At 68.8% G+C, this 25,326-nt stretch carries 24 protein-coding genes and 1 pseudogene; 19 read left to right on the top strand and 6 right to left on the bottom strand.

All coding sequences use genetic code 11. The features are described 5' to 3' along the window. Nucleotides 1-34 precede the first annotated feature (34 nt). Together ACN28I_RS38665 and ACN28I_RS38660 are read left to right on the top strand one after the other, a co-directional pair. Nucleotides 35-2,752, top strand: a complete 2,718-nt coding sequence (locus ACN28I_RS38665) for a hypothetical protein (RefSeq protein ID WP_420946904.1) — start codon at nt 35-37, stop codon at nt 2,750-2,752. Nucleotides 2,753-2,823: 71 nt separating this feature from the next. Continuing rightward, nucleotides 2,824-3,420 (top strand): histidine phosphatase family protein, encoded by a 597-nt coding sequence (locus tag ACN28I_RS38660; protein ID WP_420946903.1) that lies wholly within the window; start codon nt 2,824-2,826, stop codon nt 3,418-3,420. A 92-nt stretch (nt 3,421-3,512) separates the two neighbouring features. On the opposite strand, the gene ACN28I_RS38655 is transcribed toward ACN28I_RS38660, so the two are convergent. The 5 genes from ACN28I_RS38655 to ACN28I_RS38635 all read right to left on the bottom strand — a co-directional run bounded on the left by ACN28I_RS38655 (nt 3,513) and on the right by ACN28I_RS38635 (nt 8,067). Then, nucleotides 3,513-4,076 carry an anthranilate synthase component II gene (locus ACN28I_RS38655; RefSeq protein ID WP_420946902.1) on the bottom strand — a complete coding sequence of 188 codons (564 nt, stop codon included), beginning with the start codon at nt 4,074-4,076 and terminating at the stop codon, nt 3,513-3,515. After that, on the bottom strand, nt 4,073-5,563 hold the full coding sequence (locus tag ACN28I_RS38650; protein WP_420946901.1) for an anthranilate synthase component I family protein: 1,491 nt from the start codon (nt 5,561-5,563) through the stop codon (nt 4,073-4,075). Before ACN28I_RS38650 ends, ACN28I_RS38655 begins: the two co-directional genes overlap by 4 nt. 192 nt (nt 5,564-5,755) lie before the next feature. Next, nucleotides 5,756-6,397 carry an alpha/beta hydrolase gene (locus ACN28I_RS38645; RefSeq protein ID WP_420946900.1) on the bottom strand — a complete coding sequence of 214 codons (642 nt, stop codon included), beginning with the start codon at nt 6,395-6,397 and terminating at the stop codon, nt 5,756-5,758. 461 nt (nt 6,398-6,858) lie between these two features. Next, complete coding sequence (locus tag ACN28I_RS38640) at nt 6,859-7,512, bottom strand: type 1 glutamine amidotransferase domain-containing protein (RefSeq protein ID WP_420946899.1); 654 nt, start codon at nt 7,510-7,512, stop codon at nt 6,859-6,861. 108 nt (nt 7,513-7,620) lie between these two features. Further along, on the bottom strand, nt 7,621-8,067 hold the full coding sequence (locus tag ACN28I_RS38635; RefSeq protein WP_420946898.1) for an RsbRD N-terminal domain-containing protein: 447 nt from the start codon (nt 8,065-8,067) through the stop codon (nt 7,621-7,623). Between the two features lie 107 nt (nt 8,068-8,174). On the opposite strand from ACN28I_RS38635, the gene ACN28I_RS38630 reads away from it, so the two are divergent. Further along, a complete protein-coding gene (locus ACN28I_RS38630; protein WP_420946897.1) occupies nt 8,175-8,657 on the top strand; it encodes a GreA/GreB family elongation factor in 483 nt (160 codons plus the stop codon). Nucleotides 8,658-8,681: 24 nt separating this feature from the next. On the opposite strand, the gene ACN28I_RS38625 is transcribed toward ACN28I_RS38630, so the two are convergent. Continuing rightward, nucleotides 8,682-9,491 carry an SDR family oxidoreductase gene (locus tag ACN28I_RS38625; RefSeq protein WP_420946896.1) on the bottom strand — a complete coding sequence of 270 codons (810 nt, stop codon included), beginning with the start codon at nt 9,489-9,491 and terminating at the stop codon, nt 8,682-8,684. 58 nt (nt 9,492-9,549) lie between these two features. Here ACN28I_RS38625 and ACN28I_RS38620 point away from each other — a divergent pair, with 58 nt between their 5' ends. From ACN28I_RS38620 to ACN28I_RS38545, 16 genes and pseudogenes are all read left to right on the top strand, one after another. Next, the gene (locus tag ACN28I_RS38620; RefSeq protein ID WP_420946895.1) at nt 9,550-9,906 is read left to right on the top strand and encodes an HNH endonuclease; all 357 of its coding nucleotides are present in this window, start codon (nt 9,550-9,552) and stop codon (nt 9,904-9,906) included. Nucleotides 9,907-10,288: 382 nt separating this feature from the next. Further along, complete coding sequence (locus tag ACN28I_RS38615; protein ID WP_420946894.1) at nt 10,289-10,951, top strand: cytochrome c3 family protein; 663 nt, start codon at nt 10,289-10,291, stop codon at nt 10,949-10,951. After that, the gene (locus tag ACN28I_RS38610; RefSeq protein WP_420948797.1) at nt 10,948-14,142 is read left to right on the top strand and encodes a TAT-variant-translocated molybdopterin oxidoreductase; all 3,195 of its coding nucleotides are present in this window, start codon (nt 10,948-10,950) and stop codon (nt 14,140-14,142) included. Before ACN28I_RS38615 ends, ACN28I_RS38610 begins: the two co-directional genes overlap by 4 nt. A gap of 3 nt (nt 14,143-14,145) precedes the next feature. Then, complete coding sequence (gene nrfD / locus ACN28I_RS38605) at nt 14,146-15,594, top strand: NrfD/PsrC family molybdoenzyme membrane anchor subunit (protein WP_420946893.1); 1,449 nt, start codon at nt 14,146-14,148, stop codon at nt 15,592-15,594. Between the two features lie 3 nt (nt 15,595-15,597). Continuing rightward, nucleotides 15,598-15,861, top strand: a pseudogene (locus tag ACN28I_RS38600) (DUF3341 domain-containing protein); the annotation flags it as partial. Nucleotides 15,862-15,868: 7 nt separating this feature from the next. Then, entirely contained in the window at nt 15,869-16,153 is a 285-nt protein-coding gene (locus ACN28I_RS38595; RefSeq protein WP_420946892.1) for a quinol:electron acceptor oxidoreductase subunit ActD, read from the top strand. Beyond that, nucleotides 16,150-16,710 carry a c-type cytochrome gene (locus tag ACN28I_RS38590; protein WP_420946891.1) on the top strand — a complete coding sequence of 187 codons (561 nt, stop codon included), beginning with the start codon at nt 16,150-16,152 and terminating at the stop codon, nt 16,708-16,710. Before ACN28I_RS38595 ends, ACN28I_RS38590 begins: the two co-directional genes overlap by 4 nt. Further along, nucleotides 16,710-17,924, top strand: a complete 1,215-nt coding sequence (locus tag ACN28I_RS38585; RefSeq protein ID WP_420946890.1) for a hypothetical protein — start codon at nt 16,710-16,712, stop codon at nt 17,922-17,924. Before ACN28I_RS38590 ends, ACN28I_RS38585 begins: the two co-directional genes overlap by 1 nt. A 51-nt stretch (nt 17,925-17,975) precedes the next feature. After that, the gene (locus tag ACN28I_RS38580) at nt 17,976-18,404 is read left to right on the top strand and encodes a hypothetical protein (protein WP_420946889.1); all 429 of its coding nucleotides are present in this window, start codon (nt 17,976-17,978) and stop codon (nt 18,402-18,404) included. A gap of 69 nt (nt 18,405-18,473) precedes the next feature. Continuing rightward, nucleotides 18,474-19,304, top strand: a complete 831-nt coding sequence (locus ACN28I_RS38575; RefSeq protein WP_420946888.1) for an SCO family protein — start codon at nt 18,474-18,476, stop codon at nt 19,302-19,304. After that, on the top strand, nt 19,301-20,347 hold the full coding sequence (coxB, locus tag ACN28I_RS38570; protein WP_420946887.1) for a cytochrome c oxidase subunit II: 1,047 nt from the start codon (nt 19,301-19,303) through the stop codon (nt 20,345-20,347). The genes ACN28I_RS38575 and coxB overlap by 4 nt, the downstream gene beginning before the upstream one ends. Then, nucleotides 20,331-22,004 (top strand): cbb3-type cytochrome c oxidase subunit I, encoded by a 1,674-nt coding sequence (locus ACN28I_RS38565; protein WP_420946886.1) that lies wholly within the window; start codon nt 20,331-20,333, stop codon nt 22,002-22,004. The genes coxB and ACN28I_RS38565 overlap by 17 nt, the downstream gene beginning before the upstream one ends. Beyond that, on the top strand, nt 21,994-22,662 hold the full coding sequence (locus tag ACN28I_RS38560; RefSeq protein WP_420946885.1) for a cytochrome c oxidase subunit 3 family protein: 669 nt from the start codon (nt 21,994-21,996) through the stop codon (nt 22,660-22,662). The genes ACN28I_RS38565 and ACN28I_RS38560 overlap by 11 nt, the downstream gene beginning before the upstream one ends. A 15-nt stretch (nt 22,663-22,677) precedes the next feature. Further along, nucleotides 22,678-23,109 (top strand): cytochrome C oxidase subunit IV family protein, encoded by a 432-nt coding sequence (locus ACN28I_RS38555; protein ID WP_420946884.1) that lies wholly within the window; start codon nt 22,678-22,680, stop codon nt 23,107-23,109. Between the two features lie 88 nt (nt 23,110-23,197). Beyond that, the gene (locus tag ACN28I_RS38550; RefSeq protein ID WP_420946883.1) at nt 23,198-24,157 is read left to right on the top strand and encodes a GNAT family N-acetyltransferase; all 960 of its coding nucleotides are present in this window, start codon (nt 23,198-23,200) and stop codon (nt 24,155-24,157) included. 20 nt (nt 24,158-24,177) lie between these two features. Beyond that, nucleotides 24,178-25,320 carry a hypothetical protein gene (locus tag ACN28I_RS38545; protein ID WP_420946882.1) on the top strand — a complete coding sequence of 381 codons (1,143 nt, stop codon included), beginning with the start codon at nt 24,178-24,180 and terminating at the stop codon, nt 25,318-25,320. The last annotated feature ends 6 nt before the right edge of the window (nt 25,321-25,326 follow it).

The following is a 25,326-nucleotide window of genomic DNA, read 5'->3' as shown; positions in this document are numbered from 1 at the left end:
GGGCAGTGCCTACCCTTACGAACGGGGGAAGCCCATGCCCTTGGATGTGAACCTGCTGCAACTGGAGGGAGAGATCCGGGCCTGGCCCCTCGTGTCGGAGAGGGCGTTCCGGCTCTCCCTCTGCCATCTGGAGCGCAAGGGAGGCACCGCCTCCGGAGCGACCCGGCAGGTCTGGGACGAGCTCGTCACCTACCTGCGGCCCCGGGCCCGGGGCCTCTCCATCGAGGTGCTGCGGCAGATTCGCAAGGAGTGCTGGTTCTCCGCCCTGACACGAGGCTCTCCCCTGGGCCGCGAGCGGCTCTCCCTCACGGACTTCCTGCTGTACACGATGAAGGACCGGCTGCTCTTCCTGGGAAACCAGGCGGCGCTCCGGAGTGATGCCCGCATGCCCATCGAGCAGCAGGCGGCGCGCTGGCGCTGGCTCTCGCTGATGCTCCCGCCAGACCTGCTCATCGCCGCCCATGCCGCGCATCTGTGCGCCGAGCCCGTCTCCGACTACGTCAGCCTCGGCGCGTCCAACCTCGCGAACTTCTTCGAGGAGGCCGGGGTCGCCCAGGCGCACCTGCACGTGGGAGCGGCCGTGCCCTTCGAGTGGCTGTGGACCCACCTCATGTCCCGCGTCGGGCGCACGCGGCCCCATCACTCCGAGCTGTCCGCCTCGGGGGAGTCGCCCTTTGGAAGCACCTGGGAGTTCCTCGCCTGGATTGTCACCGCCGCGCTCGCACGGCTGACCCTGGCCGCCTTCCTCAAGTACGCGGAGGCGGGCCGGGTCTCCACCTTCAACGACTTCGGCCGGTTCTTTCCCGGGCTCAGAGGAGATGCCGTCACCTATCGCGCCGCGCTCCAGGCCCTCATGCGCGGCGAGCACCCCATCCACCCGCTCCGGGTGTCCATGCTCCTGCGCCACCTGGGCGGCGTGGCCCCGAACGCGCCGTTGCCCATGTCGCTCCACGACGTGCGGCGGTTCGATCCGCTCTCCGTCTGGTTCCCCGCCACCCACGGCGCGCTGCCGGAGACGCGGCTGATGACGCGCGGCCTGCGCTTCCTCCACCAGCACCCCCGGGACGAGGACTTCGCGCGCCTCTTCTGGCAGTACCTCCGCGTCCGCAACAGCACCTACCGCCACCTGGTGCACGAGCCGGGGACGGCCGGGCTCGACTGGTTCTCGGTGCACTTCCGGCGCATCTCCGCGCTGCGCGGCGACCTGCCCCAGCGCAGCCTGACGGCCGCGGCGCTGGCGCTCGAATCGCGGGGCCCGCCCCTCAAATCCCTGGAGGTGCGCTCCTCGCCCTGGTCGCACTGGCATGAAATCCGCTCGCTGGTGCGCGACGTCGCGAGCGCCCCGGGGCCCGACGGCTGCGAGGCCGAGCGCGGGCTCGTCATCCACTTCCTCAAGGACCGGCTGCCCCGGGGCCAGGGCCGGCTGCTCTATGGGGATCCCCGCCAGCGCGCCCATGGGTGCCGCTTCGGCAGCTACTTCTACGAGCGGCTGCGCGAGACGCTGGCCATCGAGAAGGCGCTGCGCCGCCACCCGGAGCTGCTCGTCATCCTGCGCGGCATCGACGTGTGCAACCTGGAGATGTCGGTGCCCCTCTGGGTCTTCCTGCCGCTGCTGCGCCGGCTGCGGCGCGCCTCGGAGGCGGTGTCCCGGGCGCTGGAGCCCCATGGCCGCATTCCTCCCCTGCAGCGCACGTTGCACGCGGGCGAGGACTTCCGGCGCCTCGTCGAGGGGTTGCGCTTCGTCCACGAGCCCATCGAGTTCAACGTGCTCACCGTGGGAGACCGGGTGGGCCACGCCATCTCCCTGGGGCTGCGGCCGGAGCGCTGGGCCCAGTCGGCGCTCTGGGTCGAGCAGCCCGCCGAGGAGCGGTTGGATGATCTGCTGTGGGAGCTCGCCCGCTACCGCAACGTGGAGATGCCGGTGGAGGCCGCGCGGCTGGAGTACATCCACGGGGAGATCGAGCGGCTCGCGCATCACATCTACGGCCCCGCCCTCTGTGCCCGGCCGCCGGGCGAGCCCCAGGCCTCCAGAGGCTCCAGCGCTCCCAGCCTCGAGGATCTGCTGCTGGCTCGGCGGCTGCGCCACGACCCGGATTTCCTGGAGGCGCTCGGCTACCCCTTCCTGCGGCGGGAGAACCCCTTCCTCCGAGGAAAGCACCACCCGCGGAGCGACACCGCCGTGTGGCTGACCTGGCTCTACCTGACGGACTTCGGCGTCTACGCGCGAGGCCGCATGCCCGAGCCGGTCGAGGTCACGGACTCCGAGGTGCGGATGCTGCACCAGGCGCAGCGTTTCGTGCGGAGTGTCTTCTCGCGGCTCGGCATCACCGTGGAGGCCAACCCGTCGAGCAACATGCTCGTGGGGGACCTGCCCCTCGAGGAGCATCCCGTCTTCCGCCTGCAGCCGCTGCCCGGCAACGAGGCCCCGGACGGAGCCACCGTCCAGGTCGCGCTCGGAGATGACGACCCGGTGACGTTCGCGAGCAGCCTGCCGGATGAGTTCTCGCACCTCTTCTACACGCTCATCCGCAAGGGCGTGTCCACCCAGGACGCGCTCTCCTGGCTCGATCAGGTCCGCAGGAATGGGCTCCGGTCCCGCTTCACCCTGCCCGGAATCTCCGTGGCGCCACGGGGCCGGCCGCGGCGGCGCCCACGCCAGAAGGAGGAGTGCATGCGGGCCAGGGATCTGCGCTTCCCCAAGCCTCGCCCGCGAGAACAGGAGCGCGAGGACTGGCTGGAGGAGGGGGAGTAAGGACTTTCCCGGGGGGTGTTCCGCCGGGCCCCCGGGCGGTGGCAGAGTGCGCCCGTCCCGAGAGGAACACCATGAAGCCAGCCTCCCCCGTGCTCGTCCTCGTCCGCCATGGAGACACCGCCTGGAGCCGCAGCGGCCAGCACACCGGCCGCACGGACATTCCGCTGTTGGAGGAGGGGCGCCGCATGGCCACGGAGCTGCGCGAGCCGCTGCGTGCCTGGGACTTCTCCGCGGTGTGGACCAGCCCCCTGAGCCGCGCCAGCGAGACGTGCGCGCTCGCCGGTTACGGTGACGTGGCCCAGATGCGCTCGGACCTGATGGAGTGGGACTACGGCACCTTCGAGGGCAAGACGAAGGCGGAGATCCGCGCCACCAGTCCGAACTGGACGCTGTGGGCGGATGGCGTGCCGTGCGGCGAGTCGGCGCGGGACGTGGGAGCACGCGCGGACCGCATCATCGCCGAGGCCCGCTCCGTGGAGGGCAACGTGCTCCTCTTCGCCCACGGTCACCTGCTGCGGGTGCTCGCCGCGCGCTGGCTGGGGCTGCCTCCCACCGAGGGCCGCCTCTTCACGCTGAACACCGCCTCCATCAGCATGCTCGGCCTGGACAGCGACGGGGACCAGCAGGTCCTCCAGCTCTGGAACGACACCACCCACCTGCGAGGTTGAGAGCGGGGCCGTGGGACAGCGTCGCGAGGGAGAGGATGCGTGGGTCTGTCTACAGCGGCCACCGATGAACGATGGCCGCCGACGGCCTTCGGCTACAGCTTCCCGTCGAGGAAGTTGCGCACCAGCCGGGGGCCCTCGGGCGTGAGGACGCTCTCCGGGTGGAACTGCACGCCCACCACCGGCCGCTCACGGTGCCGCAGCCCCATGATGAGCCCGTCCGGCGTCCACGCCGTCGCCTCCAGCTCCGCCGGCAACGTCCCCGCGTCCACCACCAGCGAGTGGTAGCGCGCCGCCTGGAAGTTCGCCGGCATGCCCTCGAAGAGGCTCCGGCCCTCGTGGCGGATGGAGGCCGTCTTGCCGTGCACCGGCTCCGGCGCCCGCACCACGTTGCCTCCGAAGACGGCCCCGATGGACTGGTGGCCCAGGCACACGCCGAGCACCGGCACCTTCGCGCCGCGGATGGCCGCCATGCTCACCCCGGCCTCGTGCGGCGTGCACGGCCCCGGCGACACCACCAGGTGCGAGGCCCCCGAGGCCTCCACTCCCGCGGCGTCGATCTCATCGTTGCGAACCACCTTCACCTCGGCGCCCAGCGTGTACAAAAGCTGCACGAGGTTGAAGGTGAACGAGTCGTAGTTGTCGATGACGAGGATCACCGCACACCTCCCTCACGCGCCTGCTTCAGGGCCGTGGCGAGCACCCGCGCCTTGGCCTCCGTCTCGTCCGCTTCCTTCGACGGTACCGAGTCCGCCACCAGTCCCGCGCCCGCCTCCCACAGCGTGCGGTCCCCGTCGATGTAGAAGGTGCGCAGGGCGATGGCCAGGTCGAGCGCGCCGCAGAAGGACAGGTAACCCACCGCGCCCGCGTAGGGGCCGCGGCGCGTGGGCTCCAGCTCGTCGATGATCTGCATCGCGCGGATCTTCGGAGCCCCGGACACCGTGCCCGCCGGGAAGGTGTACGCCAGCGCGTCGAGCGCGTCGTACTTCGCGTCGAGCTTGCCGCGCACCTGCGAGACGATGTGCATCACGTGGCTGTAGCGCTCGACGACCATCAGGTCCTCGACGCGCACCGAGCCCGGAGCCGCCACGCGGCCCACGTCGTTGCGGCCCAGGTCCACCAGCATCATGTGCTCGGCGCGCTCCTTCTCGTCGGCGAGCAGCTCCTTCTCCAGGGCCAGGTCCTCGGCCTCGGTGGTGCCACGGCGGCGGGTACCGGCGATGGGACGCACCACGACGTCGCCGTCACGCACCTGCACCAGCAGCTCCGGAGAGGCGCCCACCAGCGCGCGCGCCTCGCCCAGCTCGATGTGGAAGAGATACGGCGAGGGGTTGATGCGGCGCAGCGCCCGGTACAGCGAGAGCGGCGGCGGCGCTCCCCGTGCCTCGAAGCGGCGGGCGAGCACCACCTGCATGCAGTCACCGGCGCGGATGTACTCCTTCACGCGCTCGACGGCGGCCTCGTAGCCGGCGCGGTCCCAGTTGACGGAGACCTCCGCCTCGCCGCGCATGGGCGGATTGGGGACATAGGCGTCCACGGGGAGGGGCCGCAGCAGCCGCTCGGCGAGGGCCTCGGCGCGGGCCTCGGCGTCGGCGAGCGCCTGGGCGACGCTGCCATGACGGTTCGGCCGGGCGATAGCGGTGGCATGCAGCGTCTGGGTGCGCGAGTCGTGGGTGACGAACTCATCGCACAGCAGCCACTCGGAGTCGGGGAAGGAGATGTCGCTGGGGTGCCGGTCGGGCACATGGCGCTCGAACCAGGACATGCAGTTGTAGCCGAGGTAGCCCACGAGGCCGCCGACGAACGGGGGCTCGCCCGGGAGCTTGGCGACGGCGTGGTCGCGCCAGACGGAGCGGAGGACGTCGAGCGGAGCGCCCTCGAGACGCTGCTGCTGCTCACCGCGCCAGAGGGTGCCGCCGGTGCGGTCGAGCCGGAGCCGGCCGGAGGGAGCGGTGCCGATGTGGCTGTAGCGGCCGAAGCGCTCGCCACCGTGGCAGGACTCGAGGATGAAGCCTCGTGCGCCACCGAGCTTGAGATAGGCGGACAGCGGGGTGTCGAGGTCGGCGGGGAGCACGACCGAGACGGGGACCGCCTCGCCCTTCTCCGCGCGTTGGCGGTAGGCCGCCTTGCGCTCCTGAGCGTTCATCACGTTCCTCTGAGTAGGCCCCCTCTCCCTCTGGGAGAGGGCTGGGGTGAGGGTGTTCCGGACGGTCACCCCGTCACCGGGGGATTGTCCCTGTTATCCCCCGGCTGGGAAAGGGCCACGGACGTCCGATACGGCCCTCCCCGCCCGCTTGACAGGACCGTCACCTCGGCTCCTGTGCGAGCAGGCATCGGCTCACCCCCCGAACAACCACTCCAATCCCCGCCACACATCATCGCGCCAGGCCGAGTAGTTGTGGCCGCCGTGGTACTCGCGGTACTCGGCGCGGTGCCCGGAGGCCTGGAGCACGGGGAGCATGCGCTCGTTGCCCTCGGCGAGCGCCTCGAAGTGGCCGCAGTCCATCCACACCTCGAGCGGCCGGGAGGGAGCGCGGCGGGCGAGGTCGAACACGACGAAGTCGCGGTTCCACACGCTGAAGGCGCCCGACTGGGAGAGCACGCGGCCGAAGACGTGGGGTGCGCGCAGTCCCGTGTACAAGGCGATCAGCCCGCCGAGCGACGCGCCGAGGACACCATGGACGCCGGGCTCGCGCTTCTCATCCACGAGGCGCAACTCACTGCGGGCGAGCGGCAGGACCTTGTCGAGCAGGAAGGCCAGGGTGGCCTCGCTGCAGGCGTACTCGACGGTACGAGCGGGGCCGCCGTTGGCCACCATCGCCAGGGCGATGGGCCGGATGCGGCCCTGGGCGATGAGGTTGTCCACGAGGGTGGGCAGCTTCGCGCGCTTCAGGAAGTCCGGCCCGTCGAACACCACCACCAGGGGGCAGGGCTTGGAGGAGGGAGGCGCGTAGAGGTGGACCGCGCGCTGGCGGCCCACACAGAGGCTCCTGCGTCTCCACCATGTGGCGGGTGACGGTGCCACGAGGCACGCCCCGCTGCCGCTGCGCGAGGGGCGTGGGCTGGGACTCGGGCATGTGGAAGAAGTGGTTGAAGTCCCCGAAGCCGTTGGAGGTGAGGCGCTCGTTGAGCGGATCCTTCACCCTCCGGCCCTTCGCGTCCTGGAGCGCATACTCCACATAGGTGTCGCGCGGCAGCTTCAGCGTGTGCGTCCACAGCCCGGGCGAGACCTCCTTCAGGGGAATGGGCTCGCCCGTCCAGTCCTGGAAGTCCCCCGCCACGGACACGGGCTTGCGCCCGCGCCACACGAAGGTGGCCTTCTCTCCGTCAATGACCGGCGTGCCTTCCGCGCGGGCCCGCTGCTCCAACGTCGTGGTGTCCATGGTTCTCACGAGGTGGGCGGACGGTAGCCGCCCCGGGAGCGCGCTGCCAACCTGGCCTCTAGCGCGCGAGGGCGGCGCGCGCCGGGCGGATGGCCACCAGTCCCAGCAGGGCGGCGAACAGCCAGCGGCCCCAGTGCGAGCGCTTCTCCACCGGGTGGTTGCGAGGGGCGTGCTCCTCGAAGAGCGTCACCATGCCCTTGAGGAAGTGGCGCATGTCGTGGGGCCCCCGGCTGGAGAACCAGCGGTCATCGCGGACGCCCGGCTCATCCATCCACTGGGCACCGGCGTTGCGCAGGTCGTCCTTGATGCCGGGCCACGAGGCCAGCTTGCGCCCGCTGGCCAGACCCGCGGACACGAGCACCCAGGGACCGTGACAGAGCGTGGCGATGGGCCGGCCGTGGCGGTCGAACTCGCGGACGAAGTCGAGCACTTCCTCGCTCTGGCGGAGCTTGTCCGGGTTGACGAAGCCTCCGGGGATGAGCAGCGCGTCGAAGTCGGTGGGCCGGACGTTGTGCACCGTCTCGTCCACGCGGACCTTCTTGCCCGGCCACATCAGGTTCATGCCCCGGATGCGCCCCTTGTGGAGGGAGATGATGTCCACCTGGGCACCCCGCTTGCGCAGCGCCTTCACCGGGATGGTGAGCTCCACCTGCTCGAACCCATCCGCGGCCAGCACGCCCACCCGGATGCCCCTCAGCGTCTTCCTCGCCATGCCCGCGCCTCCCGGTTTTCTTCCCCGCGCAATCGTCGGCATCCCTCCCGCGCGCGGCATGTCACGCTCCCTGGACTGGAGGGCAGCCAGGAGAGCGGCAAGCAGGTGTCACGGGCCCATGGCCTGGGTTGCCTCCCGGGGGGCGCCATACTTGGTGAGGATCTGCCGGGCGAACTCCGTCGTGCAGACGGCCACCACGTCATCCAGGTCCCGGTTGAGCTGGACCACTTCGGCGGGCGTTACCTCGCCTGGTTGCTCCACCCAGATGCCCAGCACCACGTCACGGAGCACCGCGAGCTCCGCGAGGACCTCCACGAGGTCGAAGTCGTCTCCGACCCGCTGGAAGGCATGCACCCGGGAGAGCATCTGGCTGCCGTAGACATCCGCCGCATCGCGCTCGCGCAGCCGCACCACCAGCCAGTCGATCAGGTCCGGCACGTGGTTCTCCAGGTGCTCCTCGGAGAGGTGCCGCGCGTCACTGAGCGTGCGCACAATCTCCTTCCAGCGGACGAGGACCTCCTGCCGATGAAGCTCGATGAGTTGAGAGAGTCCCATGGTCATTTGAATTTCGATGTGCCAGCGCGTGCCTACAAGGCCCCCCTGTCCTCCAGGACAGGGCATGAGCATCCAGGCAGGATGCTGACCATCCGGGAGGGAGCACCATGTCGAAGGCCTTCACGAAGGAAGACGCGGGTGGAGAGGACGTTCTGCTGCCTCCGCGCCCCCGCTCGGCGACCGGCGAGACGCGGTACATCACGCCCGAGGGTTACCGGGCCCTCCAAGAGGAGCTCGCGGCGTTGATGGCGCTCCCGGGGGAGGCGCGCCCCCCGGACTGGGCGCGCCGGACGCGGCAACTGGCCGCCACACTGGAGGAGGTCACGGTGGTGGACTCGGAGCACCCCGACGAGGAGCACGTCTACTTCGGAGCGTGGGTGACGCTCGAGGACGAGGAGGGCGAGGAGACGGCGTACCGCATCGTCGGCCCGGACGAGGCGGACGTGAAGGCGGGCCGTCTCAGTGTCGAGTCACCCCTGGCGCGAGCCCTCCTGGGCAAGGAGCCGGGCGAGTCCGTCCGGGTCGAGCGTCCACGCGGCGCCATGGAGTACACCGTCACCAGCGTGTCCTACCAGCCGCCCCACTCCTGAGCACCGCGGGCGGCCCCGGGTAGCTCAGGGCCTGTGCTTCAGCATCCGCGAGGCGAGGCGGTCGATGACACCCGGCACGAGCGCCTTGACGGCCAGCAGCAGCTTCGCGGCCGGCATCATCACCAGCTCGCGCTCGCGGCGCTCCATGGCGCGCAGGATGAGGTCCGCGCAGGTGCGCGCGTCCATCAGCCGGTTGCCCTTCTCCTCGGCGATGTCCGTATGGCCCGTCGAGCCGTCGGGGCCGAGCGCCCGCGAGCGGATGTTGCTGGTGACGAACCCCGGCGACACGACGAGCACGTCCACGCCGGTGCCGCTCAGCTCGATGCGCAGCGAGTCGAAGAACCCCTGCATGGCGTGCTTGGTCGCGGCATAGCCGCTGCGGGTGGGCGCGCCACTCTTGCCCGTCAGGGAGGACACGGCGACGATCAGGCCCCGCCGCGCCTTGAGGTGCGGGAGCGCGGCGTGCGTGCAGTAGACCGCCCCCAGGTAGTTCACCCGCATGACGCGCTCGAAGATGGAGAGGTCCGTCACCTCCTCGAAACGGCCCCGCATCCCCAGCCCGGCGTTGTTCACCAGGGAGTCGATGCCGCCGAACACCTCCACGGCGCGCGCCACCAGGCGCCGGCAGGCCTCCGGGTCGCACACGTCCGTGGGGACCACCAGTGCGCGGCCTCCCGCCCGCTCACAGCGCTGCTTCACCCGCTCCAGCTCCGCCTCGCTCCGCGCCGCGAGCACCACCTGGGCCCCGCGCTCCGCGAGCGCCACCGCCAGCTCCTCACCGATTCCCGAGGACGCCCCGGTGATGACCACCGTCTTTCCTTGCATGGGCGCCATGCTCGCTCCACCCCGCCCCCCATGGCACCCGGCGCCCCTTCCCTCTATTAGAGGAGGTGTGAGCTCCTCCAAGCGCCGCCGCATCCTCGACATCGTGGCCACCGACGCCACCTTCGAGCGCACCGACCACCGCGGGCGCGAGGTGTGGCTCGGAAAGTGCTTGCACTGCAACACGTATCTCGCCATCAGCCTGGAGGGCGAGCCCATCAGCCGCGCCACCATCGAGCACATCATCCCCCGGGTGCACGGCGGCACCGATGCCCTGGAGAACCTCGGCCTGGCGTGTGCCCGCTGCAACCAGGGCAAGGGCAGCCGGCATGATCGCCACTTCGATCGGGATCCCCGGGTCCGGAAGCTGGTGGACCGGCTGCTGGAGCGCCGCCGCGAGCGCTGGCGCGATCCGGAGGACGCCTGAGCGGCCTCGGATTCATGCCCCCTTCCATCTCGTAGAAGAGAACATCATCCGGACAAGTTTCCAATCGCGCCACAACGTGGCGGGTCGTGGTATCCCGCCGCTCGCGGACACAGAAAGGTTGACACCCGGATAATGATGCTCGATGGTCACGCGCCGCGTTGGGACGGGACGAGGAGGAGGGACCCCGCCCACCGCACATCTTCATTCGGATGGGGTCGGGCGTGTCCGCATGTCTCCTGCCTGGGCAGGAGCCGTCGCAGCCACAGCAACGCCGTGCATGAGCTTCTTGTTCCAGTCTCCCTGCGCTGTCTCCGGTCCGGCCGCACCGTCCTCCCGGTTGCGTCCTCTGGAGCTGCCCAATGACTAGCCCCCGGTCCTGGATATGAGCGGTCCTCTCTTCCCACGCTGGACGAACACGGTGTCGCGAGCCTCGGCCGCGGCGCTTCTTGCAATCCCCGCGATCGCGCTGGGCGGTCTGATGGCGTACGTGCGTTCCCCGTTCGTCACCAACCAGAACCAGCCCATCGAGCAGCCGATCGAATTCGATCACCGGCACCACGCCGGTGACGAGCAGATCGACTGCCGCTACTGCCACTTCTCCGTGGAGAAGTCGCCGTCGGCGGGCATCCCCTCCACCACCGTGTGCATGTCCTGCCACGCGCAGGTGTGGAACAAGAGCCCGTACCTGGCGCTGGTGCGGCAGGCGTACTTCACGGACCAGCCCATCCCCTGGGTGCGCGTCCACAACCTGCCCGACTTCGTCTACTTCAACCACGCCATCCACGTGGCCAAGGGCGTCGGCTGCGTCACCTGCCACGGCCGTGTGGACCAGATGGCCGCCATCGAGCAGTACCAGACGCTCACCATGCAGTGGTGCCTGGACTGCCACCGCAACCCGAAGCCCAACCTGCGCCCGCAGGAGTTCATCACCAGCATGACCTGGCAGCCGCCGGCCGACCCCGCCGAGGCCACCAGGCTCGCCGACACGCTGGCGCAAGAGTACGACGTTCACGCGCGCACGAGCTGCTCCACATGCCACCGCTGAAGCCCAAGCTCGACGGAGCCCCCATGAAGGACACCCCTACCTCCTTCGCCCTGCCGGTCGTCTCCGACAAGGCCGAGGCCGCACACGATCACGACCACTCTCATGACGTCGTGGCAGAGGCGTTGGATCACGCCGCCGCGCACGCCGTGACGTCCGAGGGCGCCTACGGAAAGACGTACTGGCGCAGCCTCGAGGAGCGGCTCGGCCAGTCCGAGTACCTCGAGGAGACCCGCCCCGAGTTCCCCACGGGCGCGGACCTGGCGCCCACCGGCGTGGCCCGCCGCGAGTTCATGCAGCTGCTGGGCGCCTCGCTGGCGCTGGCCGGTGCCACCGCCTGCTCCACCCGTCCGGTGGACGAGCGCCTGGTGCCCTACACCCGCACGCCTCCCGAGATGGTGCCGGGCAACCCCCTGCACTACGCCACGGGCATGACGTTCGGCGGCCACACCTCCGGCCTCCTCGTCACCACGCGTGAGGGCCGCCCCATCAAGGTGGAAGGCAACCCGCAGCACCCGGTGAACCTGGGCGCCGCCGGTCCCTTCGAGCAGGCCTTCCTGATGTCGCTGTACGACCCGCAGCGCGCCCGCGTGCTGCGCCAGGGCAAGAACCCGCGCTCGCTGCGCACCTTCGGTGAGCAGATCGGCACGGTCATCGCCCGGGCGGCCCAGGAGAACGGTGGAGCGCGCGTGCGCTTCCTCACCGAGCCGAACACCTCGCCGGTGCTCGGGGACCTGCGCTCGCGCGTCCAGCAGCGCCTGCCCAACGCGAAGTTCATCAGCTACACCTCCGTCACCCAGGATCCGGCCAGCGAGGGCAACCGCGCGGTGTTCGGCACCCCGGCCACCGCGGTGTACGACTTCTCCCAGGCGGACGTCGTCGTCTCCCTCGACGCGGACTTCCTGGAGAGCCGCCCGGCCAACCTGGCCTACGCCCGCGCCTTCGCGCGCCGGCGTGACCCGGCCGAGGGCAACCTCAACCGCCTCTACGTCGCCGAGCCGCGCTTCACCATCACCGGCGGCATGGCGGACCACCGTCTGCGCGCGAAGTCCCAGGAAGTGCTCGCCATCGCCGCCGCCCTCGCCTCGCGCGTGGGCCGTGGGGCCGAGGGTCTGGGCGCCGCCGCCGCCGCGAAGGCCCAGCTCAACACCAACCACCAGAAGTGGGTGGACGCCGTCGCCGCCGACCTGACGGCCGCCGCCGGCCGCTGCGTGGTGGTGCCCGGCGAGCGTCAGCCCGCCGCGGTGCACGCCCTGGCCGCCGCCCTCAACTCGGCGCTCGGCAACGTGGGCCAGACGGTGCGCTACGTGGCGCCCACCACCGCCGAGAACACCGGTGACGCCGCCCTCCGCTCGCTGGTGCAGGAGCTGAACAGCGGCGCCGTGGACCTGCTCGTCATCACCTCGTGGAACCCCGTCTACCGCGCCCCGGTGGACCTGGAGCTCCAGAAGGTGCTGGGCACGAACCACCCCAACCGCGGCAAGCTCACCGTCGTCTACACCTCGCTCTTCGAGGACGAGACGAGCGCGTACGCCGACTGGTTCATCCCGGCCGCGCACGAGCTGGAGGCCTGGAGCGATGGCCGCTCCATCGACGGCACGGTGTCCGTCGTGCAGCCGCTCATCCAGCCCCTCTACAACGGCGTGCCCACCGCGGAGCTGCTCGCCCTCTTCCTGGGTGAGCCGTACCGCACCAGCTACCAGATCGTCCGCGACTTCTGGCGCGGCCGTTCCGCGGCCATCGCCGACTTCGAGACGGCCTGGGAGACGTGGGTGTCCGTGGGCATCGTCCCCGACACCGCCTCGGCGGCCGTCACCGCCACCGCCAACCTGGACGCCGCCCGCGCGCTCGTGGACGCCTACACCCCGCCCACCACCGGCGGCCTCGAGGTGAACTTCGTCACGGACTACAAGGTCTACGACGGCCAGTTCGCCAACATGTCCTGGCTGCAGGAGCTGCCGGATCCCATCTCGAAGATCACCTGGGACAACGCGGCCTACGTCAGCCCGGCCACCGCCGACGCGGAGAAGCTGCAGCCCGGTGACGTGGTCAAGCTCACCAACCGTGGCGCCTCGCTCGAGGTGCCGGTGTGGATCATCCCCGGCATCGCCGACGGCGTGGTGGTGCTGCCGCTGGGCTACGGCCGCACGGGCATCCACGAGACGGTGGCCAAGGAGATCGGCTTCAACGCCAACCTGGTGCGCTACTCCGACGCGCCCTGGTTCGAGGGCGGCGTGACGCTGGAGAAGGTGAAGGCCACCCACAAGTTCGCCCTGACGCAGAGCCACTGGCGCACGGAGGGCCGTCCCATCGCCCTCGACATGCCGGTGGAGCAGTTCCGCCAGGAGCAGGCGAAGGAGAAGAACAACGACAGCCCCCTGCTGGCCCGCGTCCGTGGCGACGTCGACAAGGTCAACCTCCTCCCCGACTTCAAGTACGAGGACTACAAGTGGGCGATGGCCATCGACCTCTCCCGCTGCACCGGCTGCGCCGCGTGCGTGGTGGCCTGCCAGTCGGAGAACAACATCCCCGTCGTGGGCAAGGAGCAGGTGTCGCGCAGCCGTGAGATGCAGTGGCTGCGCATCGACCGCTACTTCTCCGGCCAGGAGCTGCACGACCCGGAGATGGTCATGCAGCCCGTCGCCTGCGTGCACTGCGAGAAGGCCCCCTGCGAGTACGTGTGCCCGGTGAACGCCACCGTCCACTCGGACGAGGGCCTCAACGACATGGTGTACAACCGCTGCGTCGGTACGCGGTACTGCTCCAACAACTGCCCGTACAAGGTCCGCCGCTTCAACTACCTGCACTACACCGCGGACAAGACGCCCACGCAGAAGATGATGATGAACCCGGACGTCACGGTGCGTAACCGCGGCGTCATGGAGAAGTGCACCTACTGCGTGCAGCGCATCGAGCGCGTCCGCATCAAGGCGCGCGTCGAGAAGCGGCCCATCTTCGAGAAGGAGCTGCAGACCGCCTGCCAGCAGACGTGCCCCACCGAGGCCATCGTGTTCGGCACCCTGAGCGATCCCAACGCCCAGGTGACGAAGCACCACAACGACGAGCGCGCCTACAAGCTGCTGAACGAGCTGGGCACCAAGCCGCGCACCGCCCACCTCATCCGCCTGCGCAACCCCAATCCCGCCCTCGCGTCCGCCCAGCCCGCCGGTGGCACGCCCGAAGGAGGCCACTGAGCCATGGCCGAGACCGCTGCTGCTCATACCGCCGCTTCGCTCGATCCGCTCGAGCCGCGGCTCCTCGTCGCGCCGCACCACGACGACAAGTCCCTCAACGAGACCCTGCTCGACCATGTGTGGGCCAAGCCCGGTAAGGGCTGGTTCATGCTGTTCGGCCTGGCGCTCGCCGCGCTCGGCCTGCTGGTCGTGGGTGTGACCGTCACCCTGGCCCGCGGCATCGGCATGTGGGGCAACAACCAGCCCAACGGCTGGGCGTTCGACATCGTCAACTTCGTCTGGTGGGTCGGTATCGGCCACGCCGGTACGCTCATCTCCGCCATCCTCCTGCTCTTCCAGCAGAAGTGGCGCACGAGCATCAACCGCTTCGCCGAGGCCATGACGCTCTTCGCCGTGTGCTGCGCGGGTCTCTTCCCGCTGCTGCACACGGGCCGTCCCTGGTTCGCCTTCTGGCTCTTCCCCTACCCCTCCACCCTGGGCGCCTGGCCGCAGTTCCGCTCGCCGCTCGTGTGGGACGTGTTCGCCATCTCCACGTACCTCACCGTGTCCGCCCTCTTCTGGTACGTGGGTCTCATCCCCGACCTGGCGGCCCTGCGTGACTCGTCCAAGGGCAAGCTGCAGCGCACCATCTACGGCCTCTTCGCCCTCGGCTGGCGCGGCTCCGGCCGCCACTGGCACAACTACAAGATCGGCTACCTGCTGCTGGCCGGTATCTCCACCCCGCTCGTGGTCAGCGTGCACACGATCGTGTCCTTCGACTTCGCCACCTCGCTCATCCCCGGCTGGCACGCCACCATCTTCCCGCCCTACTTCGTGGCCGGCGCCGTGTTCTCCGGCTTCGCGATGGTCATCACCCTCATCGTGCCCGCCCGCAAGTACCTCAAGCTCCGGGACGTCATCACCGACCGCCACCTGGAGAACATGAACAAGGTGATTCTGGCGACGGGTCTCATCGTCTCCTACGGCTACCTGATGGAGCACTTCATCGCCTGGTACTCCGGCAGCGAGTTCGAGATCTGGACCTTCTACGTGAACCGCGCCCGCGGTCCGTACGCCGGGGTCTACTGGCTGATGATCGCCTGCAACGTCATCACGCCGAACATCTTCTGGTTCAAGAAGTGCCGGACCAGCATCCCCATCATGTGGGTGGCGTCCATCCTGGTGAACATCGGCATGTGGTGCGAGCGCTTCATCATCATCGTGACGTCGCTGACGCAGGACTTCCTGCCGTCCTCGTGGGACCTGTACAGCCCGACCTGGGTGGACTGGTCCATCTACGTGGGCACGCTGGGCCTCTTCAGCACGCTGTTCCTGCTCTTCCTCAAGTTCGTCCCCGCCGTCGCGGTGAGCGAGGTGAAGGAGCTCCAGCTCGAGCTCAAGCACGCCGCCCATCACGGCGCCCACGGCACGGAGACCGCCGCCGCCGGGACCCTCACCCACGGAGCGCACTGACCCATGTCCGCCGAAATCAAGGTTCTGGATAGCTGGGTGCTCGCCGAGTTCGCCACCCCCGAGGCCCTGGTGGATGCCACCCGGCAGATGCGGGAGAAGGGCTACGAAGGCATGGACACCTACTCGCCCTACCCGCTGCACGGTGGGTCCGAGGCGCTGGGCCTGCCGCCCTCGCGCGTCCCCTTCATCGCCCTGGGTGGCGCGCTGACGGGCATCGTCACCGCGCTGGCCTTCCAGACGTACATGAACACCATCGACTACCCGCTCAACGTGGGTGGCCGTCCGACCTTCAGCCTTCCGGCCTGGGTGCCCATCACCTTCGAGGCTCGCGGTGCTGCTGACGGCGTTCGGTATCTTCTTCGGTCTGCTGGGGCTCAGCCGCCTGCCCCAGCCGTACCACCCGGTCTTCGAGAGCGAGGAGTTCCGCAGCGCGTCCACGCACGGCTACTGGCTGAGCGTGCCCACCGCGATGACGACCGTGAAGGCCGATGACATCAAGAGTCAGCTCACGACCCTGGGCGCGACCCATGTGACCGTGGTCACGGGAGAGAAGGAATGAAGTGGCTCATCCCCGCGGCCGGGCTCGCCCTGGCCGGCTGCAACGTCCCGTCCGAGTTCCTCCAGCGCATGGAGGCACAGGCCAAGTACGAGTACTACGAGACGAGCGAGTTCTGGGCGAATGGCATGGCCATGCGCACCCCGCCCGAGGGCACCATCCCGCGTGAGCGTCCGGTGGGCAGCCCCGGCATCGGCACGGGCCGGGTCAACGGCACGCTCGTCACCGGCATCCCGCTCGAGCTCAACCGCGAGGTGCTCGAGCTGGGCCAGAAGAAGTACAACATCGTCTGCTCGCAGTGCCATGGCCGGCTCGGTGACGGCAACAGCGTGGTGGCCGAGAACATGGCCCTGCGCCTGCCTCCGTCCCTGCTGGAGATCGCCAACAAGCCGGACGGTCACTTCTATGTCGCCATCAACGAGGGGTACGGCGTGATGCCGTCCTTCTCGGGCGAGCTCAACACCCAGGAGCGCTGGGCCGTCGTGGCCTACGTCCGTGCGCTGCAGCGCGCCCGCAACACGCAGGTGGGCGGCCAGCCCCTTCCGCAGGAGAACCGGTGATGATTGCCGTGGATCGTTTCAACGGCGGCTCGAAGACGATGACCATGGCCGGTGCCGTGGGCGTCCTCGGCCTGGTGCTGACCGCCGTGGGGTTCTTCACCGCGCCCCAGCCGACGATGTTCAGCTACCTGTTCGGCTTCACCTACTGGGTGGGCATCTCGGTGGCCTCCATCATCATGGTGGCCATCTTCCACACCGCCAAGGCCAAGTGGATCACGATCCTGCGCCGCACCATGGAGACGATGGGCTCCAGCGTGTTCGTGTTCGCACTGCTGGTGATTCCCGTTCTGCTCGGCGCGAAGTACATCTTCCCCTGGGTGAACCACGGTGAGGGCTGGGTGTTCCCCGGCACCGACGGCGTGACGTTCACCCCGGTGGAGCTGCACCACCTGCACCACAAGGCGCCCTACCTCAACCTGCCCTTCCTCTATGTCCGGCAGGCCATCTACTTCGGGGTGTGGATCTTCGTGTCCTGGCGGCTCCGCACCTGGAGCATGGCCCAGGATGCCGGCGGCGAGCTGGAGTACACGGTCAAGCAGCGGCGCTTCTCCCCCGGAGCCCTCCCGTTCCTTGCGCTGACCATTACTTTTGCTGGTTTCGACTGGCTGATGACGCTCACGCCGCTCTGGCAGTCCACCATCTTTGGCGTCTATTACTTCGCCGGAAGCTTCCTGGCCGCCTTCTGCGTGCTGACGATCGCCACGGTGAACGCCCAGGGCAAGGACGAGTACGGGACTCTGGTGACGACGGCGCACTACCACAACCTGGGTAAGCTCATGCTGGCCTTCACGGCCTTCTGGGCCTACATCGCCTTCTCCCAGTTCCTCCTCATCTGGATCGCCAACATCCCGGAGGAGGCCGGCTGGTTCAAGCTGCGCCTCGAGGGCGGCTGGAGGCCGATGTCCATCTCGCTCTTCGTGATGGGCTTCGCGGTGCCCTTCTTCATCCTGCTGTCGCGCAACCTGAAGCTCAAGCCGCGGCTGCTCGCCATCATGGCCGTCTACCTGCTCATCATGCACGCGGTGGACATGTACTGGCTCATCTGGCCGGCGTACTCCCCGGCGGGCCCGTCGTTCCACTGGACGCTCGTCACCGCCTTCATCGGCGTGGGCGGACTGTCGGTGGCCGCGGCCATGTGGCAGGCCCGGGGCCGGTACACGCTGCCGGTGAAGGATCCCTACATCTCGGAGTCCCTGAGGTACGTGCAGCCATGAAGAAGACCGAGTCGGAAGCTCGAGTCGCGCGTCATCCGTGGCGCGCATGGCGTGGCGGCCGAGGAAGACCACATCATCACCGGGAAGGTCGTCCAGGTGGGTGTCATCTCCCTCGTCATCTTCATCGTCGGTGGTATCTGGGCCTGGCGCATCCAGGTGGCGACGACGCGGGAGTTCGCCCCCGAGGGTGCGGCCAACATCCCCGTCCTCATCACGCCGGACGAGAAGGGCCAGACGGCCTATGAGATCGGCATCGTGAACCAGCGCATGTTCCAGCTGGACACGCACGCCGAGCAGAAGATCGACTCCCAGCAGAAGGCGCTGGAGAGCGGCTGGGGGGACGAGCCGGGCGTCGTGGCCCGTCCCACCATCTCCACGGCGATGGATCAGATCATCGCGGAGCAGGCGGCTGGCCGTCAGCAGCAGCAGGCTCCCGCCAATCCCACCCCGGCGCCGCAGCCCGCGCCCCAGCAGCCGTAGGTTCGCGGTAGAAGAAGAAGCGCGATGTACACCCCCTCCTCCTCCTCTTCCTTTACTGTCCGCGCCGCGATGGCGGCCCTGCTCCTGGCGCTGAGCGCCGGGCAGTCGGCGTCCGCCCTCCCGGGTGGCGGCAAGACGCCCAAGAGCATCATCGACGCCCAGTCGGACGCCCCGCCGCAGGTGCGCGGGGTGGACGTGGAGGAGCACCTCGGGGACCTGGCTCCGCTGGAGGCTCAGTTCACCGACGCCTCCGGCAAGCCGGTGCGCCTGCGGGACGTGCTCCCGCGGACCCGGCCGGTGCTGCTGACGCTCGTGTATTACAACTGCCCCCTGCTCTGTAACCTCGTCATCAACGAGCAGATCCGCACCATGCGCGAGCTGGGGCTGGAGCTGGGCAAGGACTACGAAGCGGTCACGGTGAGCATCGACCCGAAGGACACGCCGGCGCAGAGCCACGAGCGGCGCCGCAAGCACCTTCAGTCCATGGGACTGCCGGAGACGGCGCCCTGGCACTTCCTCACCGGCACCGAGGAGAACATCCGCCAGCTCGCGGACACGGTGGGCTTCAAGTACGCCTACGACACGGGCACCCAGCAGTACGTGCACCCGGCCGTGCTGATGGTCCTCACTCCCGAGGGGGCCCTCTCGCGCTACCTGTACGGCACGTCCTTCCCCGCGAAGGACATGAAGCTGGCCCTGCTCGAGGCGGCCGGTGGCCGCGTGGGCACCAGCTTCGACCGCATCGTCCTCACCTGCTTCAAGTATGACACCGCCACCCGGCGGTACGGCTTCTACATCTTTGGATTCCTCCGGATAGGCGCGCTCATGGTCTTTGGCGCGCTCGCTACCATGCTCGCCTACTACTGGAGGCGTGAGCTGAAGAAAGGCGCAGCAGCATGAACGAGTTGCTGAACAACATCCTGTTCCTCCCGGAGCAGGCGTCGACCTTCGCGGAGCGGGTGGACAACCTGCACTACTTCGTCGTCACCGTGACGATGCTGAGCTCGCTCGCGGTAGGCACGGCGGCGGTGTTCTTCTTCTTCCGGTACCGCCGCCGCAAGCCGAACCAGACGACGGAGTACGTCGTCCCGTCGGTGAAGACGGAGTTCCTCTTCGTCTCGGTGCCGCTCATCTTCTTCCTCACCTGGTTCGTCATCGGCTTCCGGGACTTCGTGTTCGTCTCCACTCCGCCCAAGGACGCGATGGACGTCTACGTCATGGGCAAGCAGTGGATGTGGAAGTTCTCCTACCCGGAGGGCCCCAACGGCGTGAACGTGCTGCACGTGCCGGCCAACCGCCCGGTGCGCCTGCTCATCACGTCGCGTGACGTGCTCCACTCCTTCTTCGTGCCGGCCTTCCGCATCAAGATGGATGCCATTCCGGGCCGCTACACGCAGACCTGGTTCGAGGCCACCAAGCCGGGCACGTACCAGATTCTGTGCACCGAGTACTGCGGTCTGTCCCACTCCAAGATGCTGGGCGAGGTCGTCGTGCTCTCGCCCGAGCAGTGGGACGAGTGGGTGAAGGAGCAGCGCAAGGGCGCGCTGCAGAACCGTCAGGACGCGCTGGCGGACCTGAGCCTGGAGCCGCACCCGGCCCGCATGGCCGAGCAGGGCCAGAAGGTGGCCGCCGAGGTGGGCTGCTTCAAGTGCCACACCGTCAATGGCGAGCCGCACATCGGTCCCACCTTCCTGGGCATGTACGGCCGCACCGAGGCGCTGGACAACGGCCGCAATGTCCGCGTGGACGAGGCGTGGATCACCCAGTCGATGATGGACCCGGGTGCCCACCTCGTGGCCGGCTACCCCAATGTCATGCCCACCTTCCAGGGCAAGCTGACGGGGCCCCAGACGGCGGCCATCGTCGAGTACATCAAGACCCTGCGCGTTCCGGACATCCGCACCGACGCTTCTCAAGGACCTGTCTATGAGCCCATCCAGTAGCATCGCAGCCGAGCCGGGCGCCGTTCCCGCGCCGGATGAGCATCACGAGCACCACCCGAGCTACCTGGTCGACGGCACCACGCTGAAGTCGTGGCTGCTGACGCTCGACCACAAGCGCATCGGGGTGATGTACCTCATCTGGGTCCTGCTCTTCTTCCTCATTGGCGGCATCTACGCGCTGGTGGTCCGGCTGGAGCTGCTGACTCCGGGACCGACCATCATCGACGCGATGACGTACAACCGCGCCTTCACCATGCACGGCGTGGTGATGATCTTCCTGTTCATGATTCCGGCCATCCCGGGCGCCTTCGGCAACTTCATGCTGCCGCTGATGCTGGGCGCCAAGGACGTGGCCTTCCCCAGGCTGAACCTGCTCTCGCTCTATCTGCTGCTGATCGGCGCGGCCATCGCCATCTGGGGAATGATCAACGGCGGCATGGACACGGGCTGGACGTTCTACACCCCGTACAGCACGCACACGACGACGACGGTGGCGCCCATCCTCTTCGGCGCGTTCATCATCGGCTTCAGCTCCATCGCCACGGGCCTCAACTTCATCGTCACCACGCACACCATGCGGGCCCCCGGCATCACGTGGTTCAAGATGCCGCTGTTCGTGTGGGCCATGTACGCCACGGCGTGCATCCAGGTGCTGGCCACGCCGGTGCTGGGCCTGGTGCTGCTGCTGGTGGTGGGTGAGCACCTGTTCCAGTTCGGCATCTTCGACCCGGCGCAGGGCGGAGACCCGGTGCTCTTCCAGCACCTGTTCTGGTTCTACTCGCACCCCGCCGTGTACATCATGGTGCTGCCGTCCTTCGGCGTGATGTCCGAGGTGGTGGCCACCTTCAGCCGCAAGAACATCTTCGGCTACCGCGCGGTGGCGTTCTCGTCGCTGGGCATCGCCTTCGTGGGCTTCTTCGCGTGGGGCCACCACATGTTCGTGTCCGGCCAGTCCACGTTCAACGCGGGCGTGTTCGCGGTGCTGACGATGCTGGTGGGCGTGTTCACCGCCATCAAGGTCTTCAACTGGGTGGGCACCGTCTACAAGGGCGCGGTCGACTTCAAGACGCCCTTCGCCTACTTCTGCGGCTTCCTCTACTTCACCGTGTTCGGCGGCATGACGGGCGTGGCCTTCGCCACGGCGTCGCTGGACGTGCCCTGGCACGACACCTACTTCGTGGTGGCGCACTTCCACTTCATCATGGTGGGCGCGACCATCATGGCCTTCATGGCCGCCCTCCACTACTGGTTCCCGAAGATGTTCGGGAAGAGCTACCACGAGGGGTGGGGCCTGGTGTCCGCAGCGTTCATCATCCTGGGCTTCAACGCCACCTTCATCCCCCAGTTCCTGCTGGGCAACGCGGGCATGCCGCGGCGCTACTACGAGTACCCGGAGCGCTTCCAGACGCTCAACGTGGCCTCCACGGCCGGGGCCTCGCTGCTGGCGTTCGGCTTCCTCATCAGCGCCATCTACCTGACGTACGGGCTGGTGTACGGCCGCCGCGCCGCCTCCAACCCGTGGCGCAGCCGCGGCTACGAGTGGATGACCGAGTCTCCGCCTCCGACCCACAACTTCGTGGGCCCGCAGCCCACCTACTCCGAGGAGCCCCACTTCTACGTGGAGCCCAAGAAGGCCGAGGTGCCCGATGCAGTCTAGTACCGCCACCGCCGGCGTGGCCGGCGTGCCCCACCGGCCCCAGGTGGCCGCGCACTTCGCCTCGCTCGAGGTGCAGAACCACGCGGCCCGGCTCGGCATGTGGCTGTTCCTGGCCACGGAAATCCTGCTCTTCGCGGGCCTGTTCGTCATCTACGCGAACTACCGCTTCCTGTTCCCGGATGCGTTCCGCGGCGCCAGCAAGCTGCTCAATCTGAACATGGGCACCTTCAACACCCTGCTCCTCATCACCTCGTCGTTCACCGCCGCCATGGCGGTGCACTACGCGAAGGAGGCGCAGAACAAGAAGGTGGTGCTGATGTTCGTGCTCACCCTTCTCATGGCGATGGGCTTCCTCGTCGTGAAGTACTTCGAGTACACCCACAAGTTCCACGAGTTCCAGCTCCCCGGCCCGTACTACGCCTACAAGGAGTTCAACGCTCCGGGTGTGTCGGCGTACTTCACCATCTACTTCCTCTCGACGGGCCTGCACGCCTTCCACGTCATCATCGGAATGATCGTGCTGGCGTGGGTCACCCTCAAGGCGATGAGGAACGAGTTCAGCTACCACAACTACACCGCGGTCGAGCTGGGCAGCATGTACTGGCACCTCGTCGACCTGGTGTGGATCTTCCTCTTCCCCATGCTGTACCTCATCTAACGGAGCCTCCCGCTCATGTCCGCCATGGCCAACGAGTCGTTCAAGGAAGACCGTGAGATGCGCCAGGAGCACCACTCCGGGCCCTTGAAGTACGTCATCATCTGGGGAGCCCTGATGGCCCTCACCGTCCTCACGGTGTGGACCGGCAGCATGGAAATCAAGCGGGGTGCACTGGCGCTCGCGCTGGTGATCGCCTCCGTGAAGGGCGCCCTCGTGGCGCTGTACTTCATGCACCTGGCCGAGCATCAGGGCGCCAGCCGCATCGTGTTCGCCACCTCCATGCTGTTCGTGGCGCTGCTGCTGGTCTTCACCCTCTTCGACATCGGCACCCGCTTCCGCCCCGCCCTGCCCTCCTACTCCACGCCGGAGGAGTGGCCCGTGTCGACGCCCGGCCAGTCCGGCCGCTACGGTGGTGGGCTGAAGGCGCCCGGCACCAACCCGAAGTAGGCACGTCTCCACGACGTCCCCCACGCGGCGCCGCGGCTCACTGCCCGGCGCCGCGTTTCCTTTGCGGGCATCCACAGGGAGTCGACGCATGCACCTCGTTGCCGCCACCGATGAGCAGAGGGTCCAGCGCGATGCGCTCACCTACTCCGAATGGGGCAAGCTGCTCTCCCCCGAGGGCTATGCCGCCCGGGAGCAACGTCTGCGCGCCCACCCGTGGTCCCGCTCGGACATGCGCACCTGGTTGCTGTGCGGCGAGGACGGCGGCGTGCTCGCCTCCTGCGAGACGTTCCGCACCTCCAGCTTCCTGCGCGACGCCGGGGGCTCCCTCGTCCCGGGCGACAGCTTCGCCATCGCCAGCGTCTTCACCGAGGAGCGGCTGCGCGGCCACGGGTACGCCACCCGGTTGATGGACCTGCTCGCCGCCGAGCTGGAGCGCCAACCCCGCGCCCACGCCGCCCTCCTCTTCTCCGACGTGGGCCCCCGCATCTACGCGCGCTCGGGTTACCAGGCGCTGCCCGCCTGGGACTGGCACCTGTCCCCCGCTCCCGGCGACCCCGCCGCGTCCGTGGACTCGCTCCTGCGCGAGGACGAGCTCGGCCCGGCCCTCGGCCGCCTGCGCCAGCCCGAGGTGCCCTTCTTCTTCTGGCCCTCCCCGGCGCAGCTCGACTGGCACCTGGAGCGTGGCCGCATCTACGTCGAGCACCTCGGTTGCGCCCTTCCCGCCTCCCTCGGAGCCACCGCGGGTGCGTCCACCATCCTCTGGGGACTCGTGGGCCGGAGCCCCGAGCTGACGGTGCTGATGCTCGACGCGCGCGCTCCCTCGGAGGCCCGGGCCCTCCTCGAGGCCGCCCGGCGCGAGGCCTCGCGCTCCGGCCTTTCCCGCGTGGTCCTCTGGGAGGAGCCCTTCCACGCCCCGTTCCTTCCGCTCCTCCAGGGAGAGGGAGCCACCCGCGTGGCCCGGGACGGCTCGCTGCCCATGGTGCGGCCCCTGCGCCCCGGCCTGCCCCTCTCCCCCCTCCTCCCGGCCCCCCGTGGGCTCTGGGTGTGAGAAACCGCTAGGATGCGGCCATGGCCGAGCGCACCCGCTTCATCGAGGGCACGTGGAACTGCACCTCCTGCGATACCCGGGACATCCTCGCGAGACACCGCAGCTGCCCGAGCTGCAACAACCCGCGCGAGGAGACGGGCCAGGAGTCCGAGTTCGACTTCGGTGACGTGGACGCCTCCACCGGCAAGTCCCTGCGCGAGGGCGTCACCGACGAGAAGGCCCTCTCCGCCGCCAACGCGGGCGCCGACTGGTTCTGCGACTACTGCTCCGCCTCCAACCGCGGCGACACGCCCATCTGCCGCCACTGCCGCGCCGAGCGCTCCTCCACCTCGCGCGCCCTCTTCGAGGGGTCCGAGGAGCCCCTCGAGCCCCAGGCCCCGCCTCCCGCGCCGGCGCAGCCGGGCTCCCGCAGGTGGCTCTACGTGGGCCTCGGCATCCTCGCGTTCTTCGGCACCTGCATGTTCTGGGGCTCGCGCACCCACGGCGTCACCGGCCAGGTCACCACCACCGAGTGGACGCGCACCGTGCACCGGGAGACCTTCCAGCGCGTATCCCGCGAGGGCTGGCGCGGCGAGCTGAGCACCCGCGCTCCCCGCATGCCCGTGAGTGGCTCGGGCGAGGTGGCCGGCGTGGAAAACATCCGCGGCTGCTTCCCCCGCCAGCGCGGCACCCGCCAGGTGGCCGATGGCACCGAGCGCGTGTGCACCACCAAGACGCGCCAGGAGAAGTGCGGCACCACCGAGAAGTGCACCCGCCAGAAGATGGCCAACGGCTACATGAAGGAGACCTGCCGGGACGAGCCCAAGTACTGCGGCAAGTCCTACCAGGACTGCGACACGCGCACGCGCTACCGCTCCGAGCCCGTCTTCGACGTGAGCTGCACCTACAACACCTACGTCTGGCAGCAGGTGGACACCCAGGTGGAGTCCGGCCGCGACAGCTCCCCCCGCTGGCCCGAGCTCCGCCCGGGAGTGCACGACCGGCTGCGCCGCGAGGAGAAGTACGCCGTGCACATCGGCTACGACGACGGCGGCGACAAGGAGCACGTGCACGAGCCGAAGAGCGAGGCCGAGTTCCTCTCCTGGAAGAGGGGCCAGTCCGTCCCCCTCCAGGTGAACAACTTCGGCTCGGCCGACATCGTGGCCGGCGACGCCGTGCGCTGAGCGTGC

This window comes from Archangium gephyra, assembly GCF_049060025.1.
Classification (GTDB): domain Bacteria; phylum Myxococcota; class Myxococcia; order Myxococcales; family Myxococcaceae; genus Archangium; species Archangium gephyra_A.
Note: the sequence above shows the minus strand (reverse complement) of the source record. Positions and strands in the feature narration are given on the sequence as shown.